The organism is Acetobacterium sp. KB-1 (assembly GCF_003260995.1).
Classification (GTDB): Bacteria; Bacillota; Clostridia; order Eubacteriales; family Eubacteriaceae; genus Acetobacterium; species Acetobacterium carbinolicum.
The window spans coordinates 702,762-718,904 of record NZ_CP030040.1 but is presented as its reverse complement, the minus strand read 5'-3'; the positions used below and the strand labels follow the sequence as shown (position 1 = coordinate 718,904).

Annotated in this window: 16 protein-coding genes, 1 pseudogene and 1 riboswitch; of the genes and pseudogenes, 12 read left to right on the top strand and 5 right to left on the bottom strand. The window is 42.6% G+C overall.

The features are described from left to right. Window positions 1–103 precede the first annotated feature (103 nt). The 9 genes and pseudogenes from DOZ58_RS03430 to DOZ58_RS03395 all read left to right on the top strand — a co-directional run bounded on the left by DOZ58_RS03430 (window position 104) and on the right by DOZ58_RS03395 (window position 10,016). Window positions 104–2,659, top strand: coding sequence for a UvrD-helicase domain-containing protein (locus DOZ58_RS03430; protein WP_111887023.1), 2,556 nt, complete (start codon window positions 104–106; stop codon window positions 2,657–2,659). Between the two features lie 98 nt (window positions 2,660–2,757). Next, the gene (locus DOZ58_RS03425; RefSeq protein WP_111887022.1) at window positions 2,758–3,636 is read left to right on the top strand and encodes a hypothetical protein; all 879 of its coding nucleotides are present in this window, start codon (window positions 2,758–2,760) and stop codon (window positions 3,634–3,636) included. 14 nt (window positions 3,637–3,650) lie between these two features. Further along, a complete protein-coding gene (locus DOZ58_RS18450; RefSeq protein WP_162624399.1) occupies window positions 3,651–3,800 on the top strand; it encodes a hypothetical protein in 150 nt (49 codons plus the stop codon). A 60-nt stretch (window positions 3,801–3,860) separates the two neighbouring features. Next, the gene (locus DOZ58_RS03420) at window positions 3,861–4,550 is read left to right on the top strand and encodes a molybdopterin-dependent oxidoreductase (protein ID WP_111887021.1); all 690 of its coding nucleotides are present in this window, start codon (window positions 3,861–3,863) and stop codon (window positions 4,548–4,550) included. A 202-nt stretch (window positions 4,551–4,752) separates the two neighbouring features. Continuing rightward, window positions 4,753–6,485, top strand: a pseudogene (locus tag DOZ58_RS03415) (HD domain-containing phosphohydrolase). 131 nt (window positions 6,486–6,616) lie between these two features. Then, a complete protein-coding gene (locus tag DOZ58_RS03410; RefSeq protein ID WP_111887019.1) occupies window positions 6,617–7,483 on the top strand; it encodes a mechanosensitive ion channel family protein in 867 nt (288 codons plus the stop codon). 156 nt (window positions 7,484–7,639) lie between these two features. Beyond that, entirely contained in the window at window positions 7,640–8,008 is a 369-nt protein-coding gene (locus DOZ58_RS03405; RefSeq protein ID WP_111887018.1) for an HsmA family protein, read from the top strand. 340 nt (window positions 8,009–8,348) lie between these two features. Beyond that, window positions 8,349–9,593 (top strand): sensor domain-containing diguanylate cyclase, encoded by a 1,245-nt coding sequence (locus DOZ58_RS03400; RefSeq protein WP_162624398.1) that lies wholly within the window; start codon window positions 8,349–8,351, stop codon window positions 9,591–9,593. Window positions 9,594–9,746: 153 nt separating this feature from the next. Further along, window positions 9,747–10,016 carry a late competence development ComFB family protein gene (locus DOZ58_RS03395; RefSeq protein ID WP_111887016.1) on the top strand — a complete coding sequence of 90 codons (270 nt, stop codon included), beginning with the start codon at window positions 9,747–9,749 and terminating at the stop codon, window positions 10,014–10,016. Window positions 10,017–10,124: 108 nt separating this feature from the next. Here the strand turns inward: DOZ58_RS03395 and DOZ58_RS03390 are convergent, their stop codons facing one another. The 5 genes from DOZ58_RS03390 to DOZ58_RS03370 all read right to left on the bottom strand — a co-directional run bounded on the left by DOZ58_RS03390 (window position 10,125) and on the right by DOZ58_RS03370 (window position 14,713). Further along, the gene (locus tag DOZ58_RS03390) at window positions 10,125–11,330 is read right to left on the bottom strand and encodes an aspartate kinase (RefSeq protein ID WP_111887015.1); all 1,206 of its coding nucleotides are present in this window, start codon (window positions 11,328–11,330) and stop codon (window positions 10,125–10,127) included. 65 nt (window positions 11,331–11,395) lie between these two features. After that, entirely contained in the window at window positions 11,396–12,151 is a 756-nt protein-coding gene (gene dapB / locus DOZ58_RS03385) for a 4-hydroxy-tetrahydrodipicolinate reductase (RefSeq protein WP_111887014.1), read from the bottom strand. Between the two features lie 9 nt (window positions 12,152–12,160). Continuing rightward, window positions 12,161–13,039: a 4-hydroxy-tetrahydrodipicolinate synthase gene (gene dapA, locus DOZ58_RS03380; protein WP_111887013.1), complete on the bottom strand. Its 879-nt coding sequence runs from the start codon at window positions 13,037–13,039 to the stop codon at window positions 12,161–12,163. A gap of 82 nt (window positions 13,040–13,121) precedes the next feature. Beyond that, window positions 13,122–14,120, bottom strand: a complete 999-nt coding sequence (locus DOZ58_RS03375) for an aspartate-semialdehyde dehydrogenase (protein WP_111887012.1) — start codon at window positions 14,118–14,120, stop codon at window positions 13,122–13,124. Window positions 14,121–14,205: 85 nt separating this feature from the next. Then, window positions 14,206–14,378, bottom strand: a riboswitch (Lysine riboswitch). 122 nt (window positions 14,379–14,500) lie between these two features. Continuing rightward, window positions 14,501–14,713, bottom strand: a complete 213-nt coding sequence (locus DOZ58_RS03370) for a DUF1858 domain-containing protein (protein ID WP_204355465.1) — start codon at window positions 14,711–14,713, stop codon at window positions 14,501–14,503. Between the two features lie 168 nt (window positions 14,714–14,881). Between DOZ58_RS03370 and DOZ58_RS03365 the strand changes: the two genes are divergently transcribed. From DOZ58_RS03365 to cobS, 3 genes are all read left to right on the top strand, one after another. Continuing rightward, window positions 14,882–15,157, top strand: coding sequence for an HPr family phosphocarrier protein (locus DOZ58_RS03365; RefSeq protein ID WP_111887011.1), 276 nt, complete (start codon window positions 14,882–14,884; stop codon window positions 15,155–15,157). Window positions 15,158–15,349: 192 nt separating this feature from the next. Then, complete coding sequence (locus tag DOZ58_RS19070; RefSeq protein WP_256372203.1) at window positions 15,350–15,544, top strand: adenosylcobinamide-GDP ribazoletransferase; 195 nt, start codon at window positions 15,350–15,352, stop codon at window positions 15,542–15,544. 10 nt (window positions 15,545–15,554) lie between these two features. Beyond that, window positions 15,555–16,130, top strand: a complete 576-nt coding sequence (cobS, locus tag DOZ58_RS03360; RefSeq protein WP_256372202.1) for an adenosylcobinamide-GDP ribazoletransferase — start codon at window positions 15,555–15,557, stop codon at window positions 16,128–16,130. Window positions 16,131–16,143 lie beyond the last annotated feature (13 nt).

The following is a 16,143-nucleotide window of genomic DNA, read 5'->3' as shown; positions in this document are numbered from 1 at the left end:
GACATTAATTTATGGCTGTCCTGATCAAGGTTGAGAAATACGGTCAGGGGATTATCGCATTATTAGTTTAGCTTTATCAATGCGGATAAAAGGAGGGTGATCGATGTGTTTCTTAAAAAAGTTCTTAGCTGAACGGCGCCGCAAGAAAGACCATGCCAATCGTCACAATGACACCATCAGCACTGAACTCAATACCGCAACACTTTCGTTGGATGCCCTCTTTGCCGATCCAGATCACTATATTGATGCGTCTGAACTAGATCAATGGCAATATCAGTGGCGTTACTTAAGCAGTGGCGATGGGATCATTCGAACGGCTAGGCAAATGACGGCCGCGGAAAAAAACACCCTTGAGCGCATCGCGGCTTTTTCGCAACGGTTCTCCGAATTGGCGGATGAGGTGAATCGACACAACGACGCCTACATTACAGCGCGGCTGGAAAATATAAAAAATATGATCCTGCCGATTGAAGGGAAAAACCTCGACGCCCAGCAGTTGGCCTGTATTTTAAAAGAAGGTCGCAATCACCAGGTCGTTGCGGGCGCCGGAACCGGAAAGACCATCACTGTGATTGGCAAGATCAAATTTTTGCTTAAAGCGGAAAAATACAAACCAGCCGAAATTCTGGTACTTTCCTTTACCAACGCCTCGGCCACCGAAATGTGTCAGCGGATTAACAAAGAAACCGGCGAAAACATCGCGGCCATGACCTTCCACAAGCTGGGGATGAATATCATCACGGCAGTAAATGGGGTCAAGCCAAACATCACTCAGATCAATCTGTCAACCTTTGTTAAGGAAACCCTCAATCAATTGCTCAAAGATCCGATTTACCTGAGAAAATTTATCCAATATCTCAGCTTCTATCGGATCAGAGAAAAGTCAGCCTTTGATTTTAAAGACCAGACGGAGTACCAGGATTATCTGTCCGTTAATCAGCCGGTGACCCTGAAAAATGAGCTGGTCAAAAGTTATGGCGAAATGGAAATCGCCAATTATCTGTATCAAAAAGGCATTAATTACCAGTATGAACGCCCTTACCAGACCGATACCGCAACCATCGAGTATGCCCGATATGTTCCAGATTTCTATTTGCCGGATGCGGATCTCTACCTTGAGTATTTTGGCATTGACCGCAAGGGGCAGGTACCCGATTATTTTAAGGCTAAGGCCAACAAAACTGCCACCCAAAGCTATCAGCAAGGGATGGTGTGGAAACGCAAGATCCATGCCGAAAACAATACTACGATGCTGGAGCTCTATGCCTATGACCATTTAGACGGCAAGCTGATACAGGTGCTGGAAGAAAAATTGCTTGCCGCCGAGGTGGTCTTTAAGCCCAAATCAGATGCTGAATTGTGGGCTGAGATCAAAAAATATCAGGGTCATTTTTTCGAGAATCTGGGACAATTGTTTGAAACTGTGATCAACCTGGTGAAGATTAATAATCAGCTCTTTGATCAGCTTTATCAATTAAACCGCATCCATCAGGGGCATCAGTTACGCAGTAATTACCGGATCATTGAGTTGATTGAACCGGTTTTTAAAGCTTATCAGACCCAGCTCGAAAAAAATAATGAGATCGATTTTAACGATATGATTAATCTGGCCACAAAATATGTGATCAGTGGCCAGAATCGGCACCATTATGGCTATGTGATTGTGGATGAGTATCAGGATATCTCCCGGGCCCGGTACAACCTGCTGAAAGCGATGCGCAATCAGTCGGATTTTGGTTTATTTTGTGTCGGGGATGACTGGCAGAGTATTTATGGTTTTGCGGGCAGTGATATCAATTATATTCTGGACTTTGAAAGCTACTGGGGGGCTGCGGAAGCCAGCAAGATCGAAACCACCTACCGCTTTTCCAGGAGTTTGATTGACGTCAGCGGCCATTTTGTGATGAAAAACCCCAAGCATATCAAAAAGAAATTGAGTGCCGTGGCGGGTGATCGATCCCATCCAGAGGGTGAGTTTTCACTGGGTCTGATTGAAGGGCACAATGAAAGAAGTCTGGTAACATTTATGGAAGCGACCATTATGGAGCTGCCCCAAAATAGCAGTGTCTTTTTTATTGGTCGTTATAATCATGATATTAAATTGTTTGACCAATCGCCGTTTAAGTGCCAGTATGATAATCGAGGCGGTAAGACTCAGGTCAGCTATCCGTCCAGAACTGATTTACAGATGGAATTTTTGTCGGCTCATAGATCCAAAGGTTTACAGGCGGACTATGTTTTTATTCTAAATAATAAAGAAAAAAGCTATGGTTTTCCGAGCAAAATTCAAAATGATGCGGTGGTTCAATTGCTGCTTGACGATACCGAGGATTATCTTTATTCGGAGGAACGGCGCCTGTTTTATGTGGCCATGACCCGGACGAAGAAAAAGGCTTGGCTGTTGGTTCAAGATGGTAACAAGTCGGTCTTTGTGAAAGAGTTGATGGCTGATTTTCCCAGTGAGCTGCAATCCCGGCAGCAGATCTGCCCCAAATGTGGGGGCAGCCTGGTGATTCGCCGTAGTGTTCATGGTGAATTTTGGGGTTGCTCTAATTATCACAAGGGTTGTGCTTTTACTCAGGGGATTGGACCAAAAAAAGACAGTCATTCCCGGCCGCAGCCGGTGCAACGGCAACAAAAGAATTTTAAAAAGGATTGAAAACTAAATAGAGATCTGAACCAATATTTGTCCCTGCCATAGATTATTAAACCTGAAGATTAATAGATTAAAACGATGTATAAGAAAGGAAATGTTGTATGAAATGCAATCAATGCCAACAAAATGAAGCCATCATACATATTAAAGAAAGTGGTGATTTCTGCCTGAGTTGCCATAACCAGATTATGACAAAGCACTTGGGGATCGCAGCCGTCGATCCCTGTGAGATGGTCGTGTCTCTAAAAGACCCTCAGGGGAATGACCATACATTTGAAATCTCACTGTTGCTGCTTCCGGGCATTGCCATCTGGCGGGGCTGGGAAATTGATGGCGGCTATGAATTTGAAACGCAGTCGAGACCGGAGGACAATCAGGCATTTGCCTATCTGCAGTTAATCCAGAAGATCGCAAAGGGGTTGGCCCAGAAGACCCTGGTGCGTTATTCAGAGAATCAGCCAATCAGTAATGCAATTCATTTGAGTGATGGCCAGTACGGCTTAAATAGTGTTGGTACCGGCCGGATTACCTTGGATGAAGAATCCAGAGATCTGGCCAGCCTGGTTATTGATGGGCAAGTCGTGTCCATCGAAGCTTTTGGCCAGGCACTTACCTGCTATGAAGGAGCCACCCTGGTCTTTCAGATCCAAGATCAGTCAGAACCGGTGCTGGAGCAAGGGATGGTCCTGCAACCACTCAGCATCGATCCCGAACAGATTTACCAGCATTTTGAAAGAACCCTGAGCTGGTTTCTGGACGAAGGGTTTCTCAGCTATAAACGGGTCAGTGCCTGCGGGGATGCTTTGACTGACAGCGTGTCTGAACTGAAACGGCTGTTGTGCTATGGTGATCAGGAAACAGCCAGGAAACTGGGTCAACGGATGAAAGAACGGCTGATTTCAATAGAAAATGACGATGATTATTTTCCTAACCATCTCATAGAAATGATAAATGCTACCCTTTCATTGAATCAAACTTAAAAAGAAGTGTAGAAATGAGTAAACAGATCATGGAAATTGGGAAACGACGGGCTACTATTTTTTCTGGTGAAGTAAGCAGTGGAACCATTGTGACGTCGGTGGAAATAAGTATTGGTTTTACCCCATCCTGCCAGGTTGAGGTCGAATTAAATGCTGTTAATTAACCCGCCTGATAGAGTATAATAAAACAGATACACACGAAAGTGGTAAAAGGAGATCATGCGATGCGACGAAGAATTATTTTAGTGGTGGGGGTAATTGCAGTGGTGGTTGCCATTTACTTTATCAGTAACATGAACTTGTTTTCAAAAGTTGATAATGGAAAGGAAGATGCTGTTTCCCAGGCGACCGCCAGCCGCTATCAGGAACTGGAAATTCGGGAATATCAGGGGGTTCGGCTCGACCCTGCCATCGGGCCCAGAGACAATTCAATTTCTGGGATTCAAGAAGTAGATCTTAGTACCTATCAGTTGCAATTGACCGGTCTGGTTGATAAGCCTGTAAGTTATACCTATGAACAGGTATTGGAAAAAGAGAAAGCGCAGCGCTTGATTACCTTGTATTGTGTCGAAGGATGGCAAGCCACGGTGCTTTGGGAAGGCGTGCACATTAACGATTTGCTGGCTGATGCAGGGATTAAAGATAATGCCACCGTCGTGATCTTTCACTGTGTCGATGGCTATACCACATCGATGCCACTAACAGTCATTAAAGACGAAGACATGTTATTAGCCTATTCGGCCAATGGCGTGTCATTGCCAGCGTCAATGGGTTTTCCTTTTATTGTGGTGGCCGAAGATAGACTTGGGTATAAATGGGCCCGCTGGGTTAATAAAATTGAACTATCCAGTGATGAAAGCTACAAAGGTTACTGGGAAAAGCGTGGCTATTCCAATGACGCCACTGTGAATTAATGTTCTAATTAAGAACTTATCTGAAAAGTATAAAGGAGAAATTTCATGAAAACAATGACCTGCTCCAAGCCAACCAGCCTGGCGAGAGTTAAACTCACCGAAGAAAATTTCTGTCCTCATTGTCGTACGCCGATCCGATCGGATTAGCCGGCATCCATTTAGGAGCTTAAATCGTATATTATTAACGAAATGAGGTTAATCTATGGAAAAATGTCGGGTAACAGATAATCATCAGATTCGCATCACCATCGTCGGTCTCTGTTTGTTGGGGACGATTTTTGTGGCGGTTTATTTCAACTATTTTAAGGGTATTGACGTCGTCTACACTCATCTTTTTTATGTGGTGATTGTAATGGTAGGTCTATGGTACAAACAATACGTGGTCCAGCTGGCCATGTTTCTGGGAATGTTCCATATCGTCATGGACTATCTCAGCAACGGCATATTTTTGATGGCGCCAGTACTCCGGGCTAGCATTCTTTTATTTGTGGCTTCAGGGATTTATTTTCTGATTAATCAGCTGGAATGCAGTCATAAAAATCTTAACCAGGTGATGAAAAGCGTTGGAGATGGGATCATTGTGGTCGATCTGGAGAAGCGCGTCACAATGCTCAATCGGGTGGCCGAAGAACTCACCGGATGGACCAATGATGAAGCACAGGGGAAGAGTTTTAATTTAATTTTTAATCTGTCCCATGAGAATCAGGAATATCTGGTGTCTAATCCGGTCGACGAGGTGCTTAGGACGGATTTCACTACCACTTCAACCAAACATGCCATGATTACTGATCGATATGGAAATCGTTTTAGTATCGAAGACAGTGCGACTCCAGTAAAAGATAGCAATGGGGTTACTACCGGGGTGGTTCTCATTTTTCGGGATATTTCGCAACGAAAAGCCCAAAATGAGCGAATTGAATATCTGAGTTATCATGATCATTTGACGGGGCTTTACAATCGACGCTATTTTGAGGAAGAACTCAAACGCATCGACGGTCGTCGTCATTTCCCACTTTCAATTATTATGGGGGATATTAATAATCTTAAAATGATCAATGATGCTTTTGGTCATCTGGCAGGGGATCGAGTGATTTATGCTACTGGAAAAATCATGAAAAAATTCTGTCGGCCTAACGATATTGCCGCCCGTTGGGGTGGTGATGAGTTTGTACTGTTGTTGCCCAACACCGATGAGGTAGTTACTGCAAAAATCGTCGAACGTATGAATCAGGCTGTGGCCTTGGCACCGGTAGATCACGGTGTGCTTTCTATTGCCTTTGGCTGGGATACTAAAAAAAACCTGTCCGAAGATATGATGGTGGTCTTCAAAAATGCGGAAAACCAGATGTATAAGCACAAACTACTGCTCAAACCTCAGGTTCGGGATGATACCATTCGCGCGATCATGGCGTCTCTGTATGCCAAAAGCGGGTTTGAAAAAACCCATGGTTACAATATCAGCCAGTATGCCCGAAGGATCGGTGAGGAACTGCATTTAAGCAGTCGGGAAATGGAGACCCTGAACTGGGCATCGCTGCTCCATGACATTGGCAAGGTTACCCTTAATCCGGACGTTTTAAACAAAAAGGGAGACTTGACTGCTGATGAGTGGGTGACCGTTAAACGACATCCCGAAATCGGTTACCATATTACCAACACCTCACCAGATATGGCTGAGATTGCCTTGGCAATTTTGGGTCACCATGAATGGTGGGATGGTAGTGGTTATCCCAAGGGGCTATCGGGAAAAAAATACCCCTTCAATCACGAATTATCGGGATTGCCGAGGCCTATGATACGATGGTTACGGACCGCCCCTATCAGTTGGCAATGGATAAAAGCCAGGCAGTTTGCGCCATCGTTAACGGTTCCGGCACTCAATTTGATCCGGAAATTGCTGCTATATTTATAAATTGGGTGATGAATGATCATTAAATAAAGAACTAAGACTTAATGAGGAACCTTCTATCTCAGTAACTGGTTACACTGCCTGGATAACGGTTTTCCGACTACAAACTGTTATTTTAATAAAAATATTGTTTAAAAATTTAAGTCTGGAGAAATTAATGAATGAAATTACAAACTATTTTATTGAAAATAATCACACCCTGAATATTATCTTTTCGATCGGATGGTTGATCATCACAATTCTAGTTGTCACGATCATCAATCGACTTTTATTTCGCTACATCGATGATAACAGTCGTTATCATATTTTCAGAAAGCGGATTTATTACCTTTTTTCAGGTGTTTATCTGATCATCTTATGGGTTTTGTGGGCTCAAAATACAGCTTATATTGCCACTTATGTTGGTTTGCTCTCAGCGGGGATTGCAATCGCCCTTAAAGATCTCTTTGCTAACATAGCAGCCTGGTTTTTCATCATGATTCGAAAACCCTTCGAAATCGGTCAACGCGTCCTGATCGGCGATAGTCGGGGGGATGTGATCGACATTCGCTTGTTTCAATTTTCGCTAATGGAAGTCACCGATATTCAGGTTGGAGAACAGAGCACCGGACGGATTGTCGATATCCCCAACCATTATGTTTTTGTTTATCCCACCGTTAATTACACCAAAGGCTTTAAATATATCTGGAATGAAATCTCAGTTTTAATTACCTTCGAAAGTGACTGGGAATTAGCTAAAGAAAAGCTGACCGAAATTGTCAATCATCATGCTCTTCATTTTACTGAAGAAGCAGCAGAACAAATAAAATCAACAGCCAGAAAGTACATGATCCTATATAACAATCTGACCCCGATTGTCTATACCGATGTTAAAGAAAGTGGGGTTGAATTGACATTAAGATACCTGTGTCTGCCAAAACAAAGACGTGATACCAATAATGACATCTGGGAAGATATTCTTAGACTGATATCTGACGCATCCGAAATTGATTTGGCCTATCCCACACTCAGACATATTGTTTGACTGGCTAGATTCTTAGTTTTATTAGGTTTTGTTTTATATTGTCGGTTGCTGTATAATATTCAATAACACAGCGTGAATTCATCGCAATAGATGCTGGATCAATTTGATTTTGTTAGTTATGATAAAAAATATAAATATAAGTAGGAGAATCTTATTATGTTAATTTATGCTATCATATCCATTACCTTGGCACTGGTATTCTATACGATCGGTGTATGGGGTGAAAAAATTCAAGGACAGCTAAAAACATGGCATTTAGTTGTGTTTTATATCGGATTGGTTTGTGACACCACGGGAACAATAATGATGAGCAAAATTTCGTCTGGGGGATCGTTTCTAAATTTTCACGGCATGACGGGGATGCTCGCGATTGTACTGATGATGTTACATGCCGTTTGGGCAACGGTGGTCTTAGTTAAGGGTGATGAAAAAGCCAAGGTAAATTTCCATAAACTCAGCTTAATTGTCTGGCTGATCTGGTTGATCCCGTTTATTTCCGGAGCTATTTTTGGTGTATCGATATAACCAGTCAGTTCTGATAAAGACAAATAAAAAACGAAAGTGGATTTTTTAAATAGGATTGGATGCTAGGGGTTCCATTTCCCCCCAAAAGTGAGCTAAAATTAGCTAGCCAGTTTTTTTAAAGCTTATTAATCTTTGTCAATGTCAAAGAAACCTAGGACACCTACGACTTGGATGAATTAGTGCATTTAGGTTTCATTTGCGGCAGTTGATGATACAAAACTATTTGTTTCACCAAAAATCCCGTAAAATTTGAACAAAGATTTAAAGTAGATTGTTAAGGTTTTATGATACAAAAAAATAATTGTGTAAATGTTACTAAATGAAGGGAGGCCAGAGAAAAATGTTAAGTCACGACGCTAAAGCGATGATTAATTATGTTAATACAATTTTAAATAATAAAAAGTTAAGTAACGACATCCCCAATATAGCAGAGGGAGATGCAGACTTTTTAGTGCTGGAACAGAGTCTTCGGACGGTAAGAAGTGTTGCAGAAGCACTGCGTGCAGGAAATATTCACCATAAGATCCAGGGCAATGGTTTTATTCTGGACTCGTTTCAACAATTTCAAAATAATGTCAAACGATCCAGCAGTGGGGTTATTAAGAGCATCGCCTCAAAAAGTATCAGAATTAAGGGCGAAAAAAACATACCAGGTAAGCTTCAGGAAGCTAATATTATCAAAAAGCGGGATAAGACGAGCAAAGAAATTGAAGAGCACTATCGTCTGATGACTGATCATGCTTGTGACATTATTGCAACGGTGGATCTGTCAGGTAATTTTACCTATATTAGCCCTTCGGTAGAAAAACTAACCGGCTATACCCCTGAAGAAGTTTTGAACCACTATCGCGAAATTGGTTATTTTCTCCCTGGCGTACAAAAAGAGATGGACCGACAAAGGGTCGCAATTAGAAAAATGGTAGAAAAGGGAGAACCGTTCTACCCGGTCAATTTTGAGCAACGACAGGTACGCAAGGATGGCGAAAGTATTTATACTGACACCGTGCTATCCGGAATTTATGACGAAGAAAATAACTTTCGGGAACTGCTGGCGGTTACCCGTGATATTACTGAAAAAGTAAAAATACGACGGGAAATGAAAGAACTTTCAGAAACCGATAAATTGACCAAGCTCTGTAATCGCGTTAAACTGGATTGTGCTCTGGAGCATGAATTGGATCGGGCAAAAACAAAGGCCACAGCTTTTGCTTTGATTATGATCGACATTGATCACTTTAAAAATATTAATGACCGTTTCGGTCATTTAGCTGGTGATGCAGTATTAATTGAACTGGCACAGCTTTTTAAAGACGTTATCCGATCATCTGATCTGATTGGTCGATGGGGTGGTGAAGAATTTCTGGCAATTCTTCCGGATGCAGATTCTAGTGAGGCGATGGAGCTGGCAGAAAAAATCAGGGGACGAGTCAGTGAGCATTATTTTCCAGAACAAGAACGTATTACGATCAGTCTGGGTGTATCTGTTTTTAGGGACGATGAAACGGCTGACAGCATCGTTTACCGAGCAGATCAGGCTTTGTATCAGGCCAAGAAAAATGGTAAAAACCAGGTCCGTCTGATGTGAAATGCTTTTTCCGATCGCTTAAAATCAAATTTCAAATATTGAGCTGAAAACGGTTGAAATGGAGTTGTTTTAATAGTATACTAAGAATTGTAAGTGTCAGTTTGACTAAATTATCAGCAGTATACTAATTCGACAAAATTTGGAGGGAAAGAGATGTTAAAGAATTACATGGAGGATGTGGTTGATTCATTTTTACCACATATGCTAGAACAATATCCAGAAATATGCAGATGTGAACTTTGCATGGAAGACATTAAGGCAATTGCGCTCAATAAATTAAAACCTGCTTATTTTGTAACACGCGAGGGGCTTTTATTTTCGAAAATTGATGAAATGACCTCCCAGCATAAGGCCGATCTGACCAGTGAACTAACCCGCGCCATCGACATTGTATCGAAAAACCCCCGTCATCCCCAAAAATAATAGGAAGTTTTCCTAATTCAATAAGCCAGTAATCCAGACACGCCGTTTGGATTACTGGCTTATTATGATAATCGGGATTTGCTGTTTTTAATTAATGCTCAGTTAATTTTATAAATCAAAGGCTTTGGCGGTGGCGGTGACAGCCTGATCCTTATCGTCTGATAGAATGATGCAACTGATACGAATTTCTGACGTGGTGATCATCAACATCTGGATGTTATTATCGGCTAAAAGTTGAAAAAATTTGGCAGCAACACCAGACTGACTGCGCATGCCAATGCCAACAACAGATAACTTTGAAATTTTCTCATTGATGATGACCCCGATTCCAGCATGTTTTCCCTGAAAAGCAGACAGAATTTTTTTGGCATCATTTAGATCAGAAGCCGGCGCGGTAAATGAGATGTTAATAAGACCATCAATGGGAGCGCTTTGGCTGATCATGTCGATGTTAATACTTTTGGTGGCAAATTGACTGAAAAACTGAGAAGTGATATTCGTATCAAAAGGAATATCACGAATGGTGATCATCATTTCGTCATTATCAATGGCCACACCGGTGATGGATTGTCCTTCCATATTTTTTTCTCCTTTTTTGATGATGGTGCCGGGTACTTCGTATTCACTTGAAGCCACCCAAATGGTCGTGTCGTATTTACTCGCTAATTCAATGGCGCGAGGATGCATAACCCCAGCACCCAGACTGGCCATCTCCAGCATTTCGTCATAAGAGACGGCGTTCAGTTTTTTAGCTTTGGGGTAAAGCCGGGGATCTACTCCGAAAATCCCTTCGACATCGGTGTAGATTTCACAGGGGGCATCCAGAACACAGGCTAAGGCGACGGCACTGGTGTCAGAGCCGCCCCGTCCCAGGGTGGTGACATCATCATTTTCATTGACCCCCTGAAATCCGGCAATGATGACAATTTTATCATCATTTAAGGCTTCCATAATTTTGGTGGTGTCAATGCCTTCGATACGCGATTTAGTATGGCGGCCGCTGGTGCGGATACCGACCTGGGGCCCAGTGAAAGAAATGGCATTATGACCTAAAGATTGGAGCGCCATCGATAGCAGCGAAATAGAGATCTGTTCGCCGGTAGATAGAAGCCGGTCCAACTCCCGTTTGGGTGGGGAGGGATTGATTTCATAGGCTAACTTTACCAGATCATCAGTGGTTTTGCCCATGGCTGAAACCACCACCACAACCTGGTGACCGTTTTGTTTCTTTGCAATGATGCGCTTGGCAACATTTAAAATCCGTTCGGTGGAACCCACTGAGGTTCCACCGTATTTTTGAACAACGATATGCATGAGATTAACCTCTAAATCAGTAGCAGTTATGATTAATCGACTGTTTATTGATCCTTTCTTAGATATTAGTCGTTGACGACCATCGACATGTCGTAGAGCCCGGGGGCTTTTCCAACCAGGTATTGGGCAGCTTTGACGGCGCCTTCGGCGAAGACTTTTTTGGATAAAGCCATATGGCTGACTTCGATGATTTCGTCGTTGCCAGCAAATATTACAGAATGCTCGCCGGGGATTGTGCCACCGCGGATGGCGTGGATGCCCAGTTCATTTTCAGTGCGTTTGGTATCACGGCCATGGCGGCCAAAAGAATAATCTTTTTTTGTTTCCAGCCCCTCATTGATGGCGTCGGCCAGCAGCAGTGCGGTGCCACTGGGAGCATCTTGTTTTTTATTATGGTGCTTTTCGATAATTTCAATATCAAAGCCGCTTTCCAGCTTGGCTACCATTTCGTTTAACATTTTGGCAATTAGATTGATGCCCAGCGATAGGTTGGCGGTTTTAAAAACCGGAAATTCAAGGGAACCTTCTTTGATGGCCGTCAGATCGGTTTCCGACAGACCAGTAGTAGCAATGACAATGGGGATTTTTTTGCTTTTGGCAAAGCCGAAAATTTTCGGGAAAGCCGCAAAGTGTGAAAAATCGATGATCACATCCACTGCTTCGGCGCAGGTTTCCAGATTGGTGTAAACCGGAAAGGGCAGACTGGTGTTAGCCTGCTGATCAAATCCGGCCACCACCTGGGTGTTTGGGTTTGCGGTAATAATCTGCTGGAGGGTGGTGCCCATGGCCCCAGAGACGCCACTGAGTAAAATATTGATCATGGCAGTCTCCTATAATAAGCCATAGGCTTTTAAATCGGCAACCAGTTTTTCTTTGTTGGATTCTTCCATATCGACTAGCGGCAGTCGCATTTCTCCAGAGTCCATTCCCATCAAACCCATGGCGGTTTTAATAGGAATGGGGTTGGTTTCATAGAACATCGCCAGATTGACCAGGTTGGTTTTAAATTGTAGTTCCCGGGCTTTAGCCAGATCGCCGGCCATAAAGCTGGTCACCAGATTGTGCATATCAGCGGGAATAATATTGGCTGAGACAGAGATGACCCCTTTGCCGCCAACAGATAGTATTGGTAGTACATGATCATCATTACCACTGTAAATATCAATATCGCTACCACAAACACGGGCGATTTCGGTGACCTGGCTGATATCGCCGCTAGCTTCTTTAACAGCAGCTACATTGGCGATTTTGCTCAATTCTTTAATGGTGGATACGGCTATGTTCATGCCGGTGCGACTGGGAACATTGTAAATAATCACGGGAATAGTGATGGCATTGGCTATAGCAGAAATATGAGCGATGATTCCTCGCTGGGTCGATTTATTGTAGTAGGGGTTAATAATCAGAGCAGCATCGGCACCAGCTTTTTCGGCTTCCTTAGAAAGCATGATGGAATAAGCGGTGTCATTACTACCAGTTCCAGCAACATAAGGAACCCGGCCGTTAATGTATTTCCCGGCATCTTTTAGTAGTTCTAAATGTTCGGCATCGGTGAGGGTTGAGGTTTCACCAGTGGTACCGGCAATTAGAATGGCGTCGGTTTTTTGTTCGATCTGCCAGTCGATCAGTTTGTGAAAACGTTCAAAATCAACTTTTCCATTTTTAAACGGGGTAACCAGTGCAACACAGCTTCCTGTAAAAATACTCATTTTCAATCTCCTTTGATTTGTTTTTGGGGGTTGACGTATTAAATAATTGTTCTTCAAAGCCAACGATACTTAATTTAGTGGCCTAGATCAATCCGCGTTCGATTAGTGAAAAGGCAATCTGGACTGCATTGGAGGCAGCGCCTTTGCGGATGTTGTCAGCAACAACCCATAGGTTTAGACCATTGTCGACGCTATAATCACGACGCAGACGACCTACATAGACAGCATCGGTGTTCTCAGCTGTCCGAGCCAGGGGATAGACATTGTTGGCGGGATCATCCTGAAGCACAATTCCTAAGGAATTGCCATAAATATACCGGATCGAGTCCAACTCAAAAGGCTTTTTCAGCTCCACGTTGATACTTTCACTGTGGCTGTAGTAAACGGGCACCCGCACGGTGGTAGCGGTAATCCGTAGGCTATCGTCATGGAGAATTTTCTGGGTTTCATTGATCATTTTCATTTCTTCTTTGGTGTAGCCATTATCAAGAAAGGAATCAATGTGGGGCAACACATTATAGGCGATGGGGTGGGGATAGAAAGCATTGGCTTCGCCCTTGATCCCTCTTTCCAGGTCAGCATAACCGTTGACGCCAGAACCGGAAACAGCCTGATAGGTGGAATAGACAATCCGATTAATCCCGAAAGCATCATACAGTGGTTTTAAAGCGACCACTGCCTGGATGGTGGAGCAGTTGGGATTGGCGATGATGTTTCCGTGCCAGTCCAGGTCTTCCGGGTTGACTTCGGGAACGACCAGGGGCACCAACGAATCCATCCGGAAGGCACTGCTGTTGTCAATAACAATGACACCTTTGGCGGCAGCGACTGGGGAAAATCGTTCGCTGGTGTCGCCGCCAGCTGAAAATAAGGCAATATCAATATCCTGGTCAAAGGCTTCATCACAAAGCTCCTGAACGACATAGGTTTTTTCGTTAAAAATAATTTCTTTGCCAGCGGACCGCTTAGATGCCATGGGGTATAGGTTTTTAACTGGAAATTTAAGCTCAGCCAGTACCTGTAGCATCTTTTGACCAACCATGCCAGTGGCACCAACAACGGCAACATTATAAGATTTCATAAGACCTCCAAAAATTTGATATAAAAAAAGCCAGTAACGTGTACCGGCTAAAAATCAAAGAAACGCGTACATGCGATTTCTATGGGTTCTAGATAGCACTCCATCATAAAAATGATGACAGTCTTACTGCTCTTTACAGTAAGCCCAGGATCATGGGGGCAATTCATGGTCCTTCGGCGAGCTTTCCTTTCACAGCGCTTCATCCCACTTGCCATGGTCTTCGCCGATAATCTTAAAGTCCGCACCTCTATCGTATTGATTTAATTCTATTCATTGTAACAATTATATCTGGTTATTTCAAGGGGATAATTATAAAAAGCTAATAAATATTAAAAAAAAGCAACGCATTTGTAAAAATACGTTGCTAAGTGCTAACTTGATTATTTTGTCAGATCAACTGCGTCCAACGCATCGTTGATTGACTTAATGAGCACATCGACGTCGATTCCGTGTGCCAGGGCACCTTCTTCAATGTTTTCGAAACGTGCAGCCATACAACCAAAGCAATGCATTCCATAAGCCTGGAATACGTTGACAGAATCCGGATATGCGTTAACAGCATCCATGATGCCCATATCTTTAGTAACTTTCATTTTTTTCACCTCCGCAAAGTATAGATCTCATTTTACATATCATACATTATAAAACTTAAAAAAAGATTTTACAAGTGAAAAGAAATAAAAGTGCAATACTTGCTAAAATGTCACGGTGAGGTTATAATAGTACCATAGGGGAATTTTATAGTAAAGGGGTGGATTATTGTGATAGTTGATAAAGTAGTCGTTACGAACAAAGCAGGGCTTCATGCAAAACCAGCATCTCTTTTTGTACAAAGAGCCAATGACTTTAAAAGCGAAATCTATATCAAAAAAGAAGCAACCCGGGTTAATGCCAAAAGCATTATGGGTGTGATGATTTTAGCCGTTCAAAAAGGCGATGAGATCCAAATCGAAGCAACTGGCGATGACGAAAAAAAAGCAGTTGAACAATTAAAACAACTGATTGTCGATCGATTTGATTTTGTGGATGAAGTATAAATAGAGTGTTTATGAGGTAAATTAAAAACTAAATTCAGAAAATAAAGATCGCATAAAGTATGAATGCAAATTCATGCTTTTCTTTTTTCTGGGTTTTGCCATACAGAAATTTAAATTGGTTATTGCAAAATTGGTAGCGATCCGTAAAATATTTTGCAACGGCCTGACGACTAACAATAACTGGAGAAACAGATGCGAAAAATTTTAATAGCAATTTCTTTTTTTACCCGAATACCCATTAAACTAAAGGATGTCAGTTCCGAGGAGTTTTATGACGCAATGATTTTAATCCCTCTGGTGGGTGTTTTCATCGGGCTGATCCTCTTTGCGGCCTCCATTGTTTTTTCGTTTATTCACTTTGTTCAGCTCCAAGCCCTGAAGCCCTGAAGCCCTGCTCATGGTGATCGCCTATATCTGGCTTACCGGTGGCTTACACCTGGATGGATTTGCCGACACCACCGATGCTCTGTTTTCCGCCAGAGATCGGGAGAAGATGATGGAAATCATGAAAGATAGCCGTTTGGGTGCTTTTGGTGCGATTGGCCTGATCTTGATTATTTTAACAAATTGGATGAGCTATACCATCATTTTACCAGAACACAGCACTGCGATTTTGATTATACCAGTCTTTGGACGGGTAGCTGCGATCATGTCGACATGTTTTTCCACCTATGCTCCTGGGGGCGGCGGCTTGGGTAAACGCTTTGTCGAAATGACAAGGCTACACCATTTTATTATTTATCTGGTCTTATTACTGGGTTATACAACCCTGATTTTAGGCTTGCCGGGATTACTGACTGCAGTTATTTGTTTACTGCCCGCCTGGCTGTTAATGAAAAATCTCCAGCATAAAATTGGTGGTATGACCGGAGACACCATCGGGATGACCATTGAACTGAATCAAACCTTCTTTATGGTGGTTTACAGTGTGATTTTGATTAATTTTCCAATCTATTTCAGACTTTTTCAGTAAATATTAAATCGAA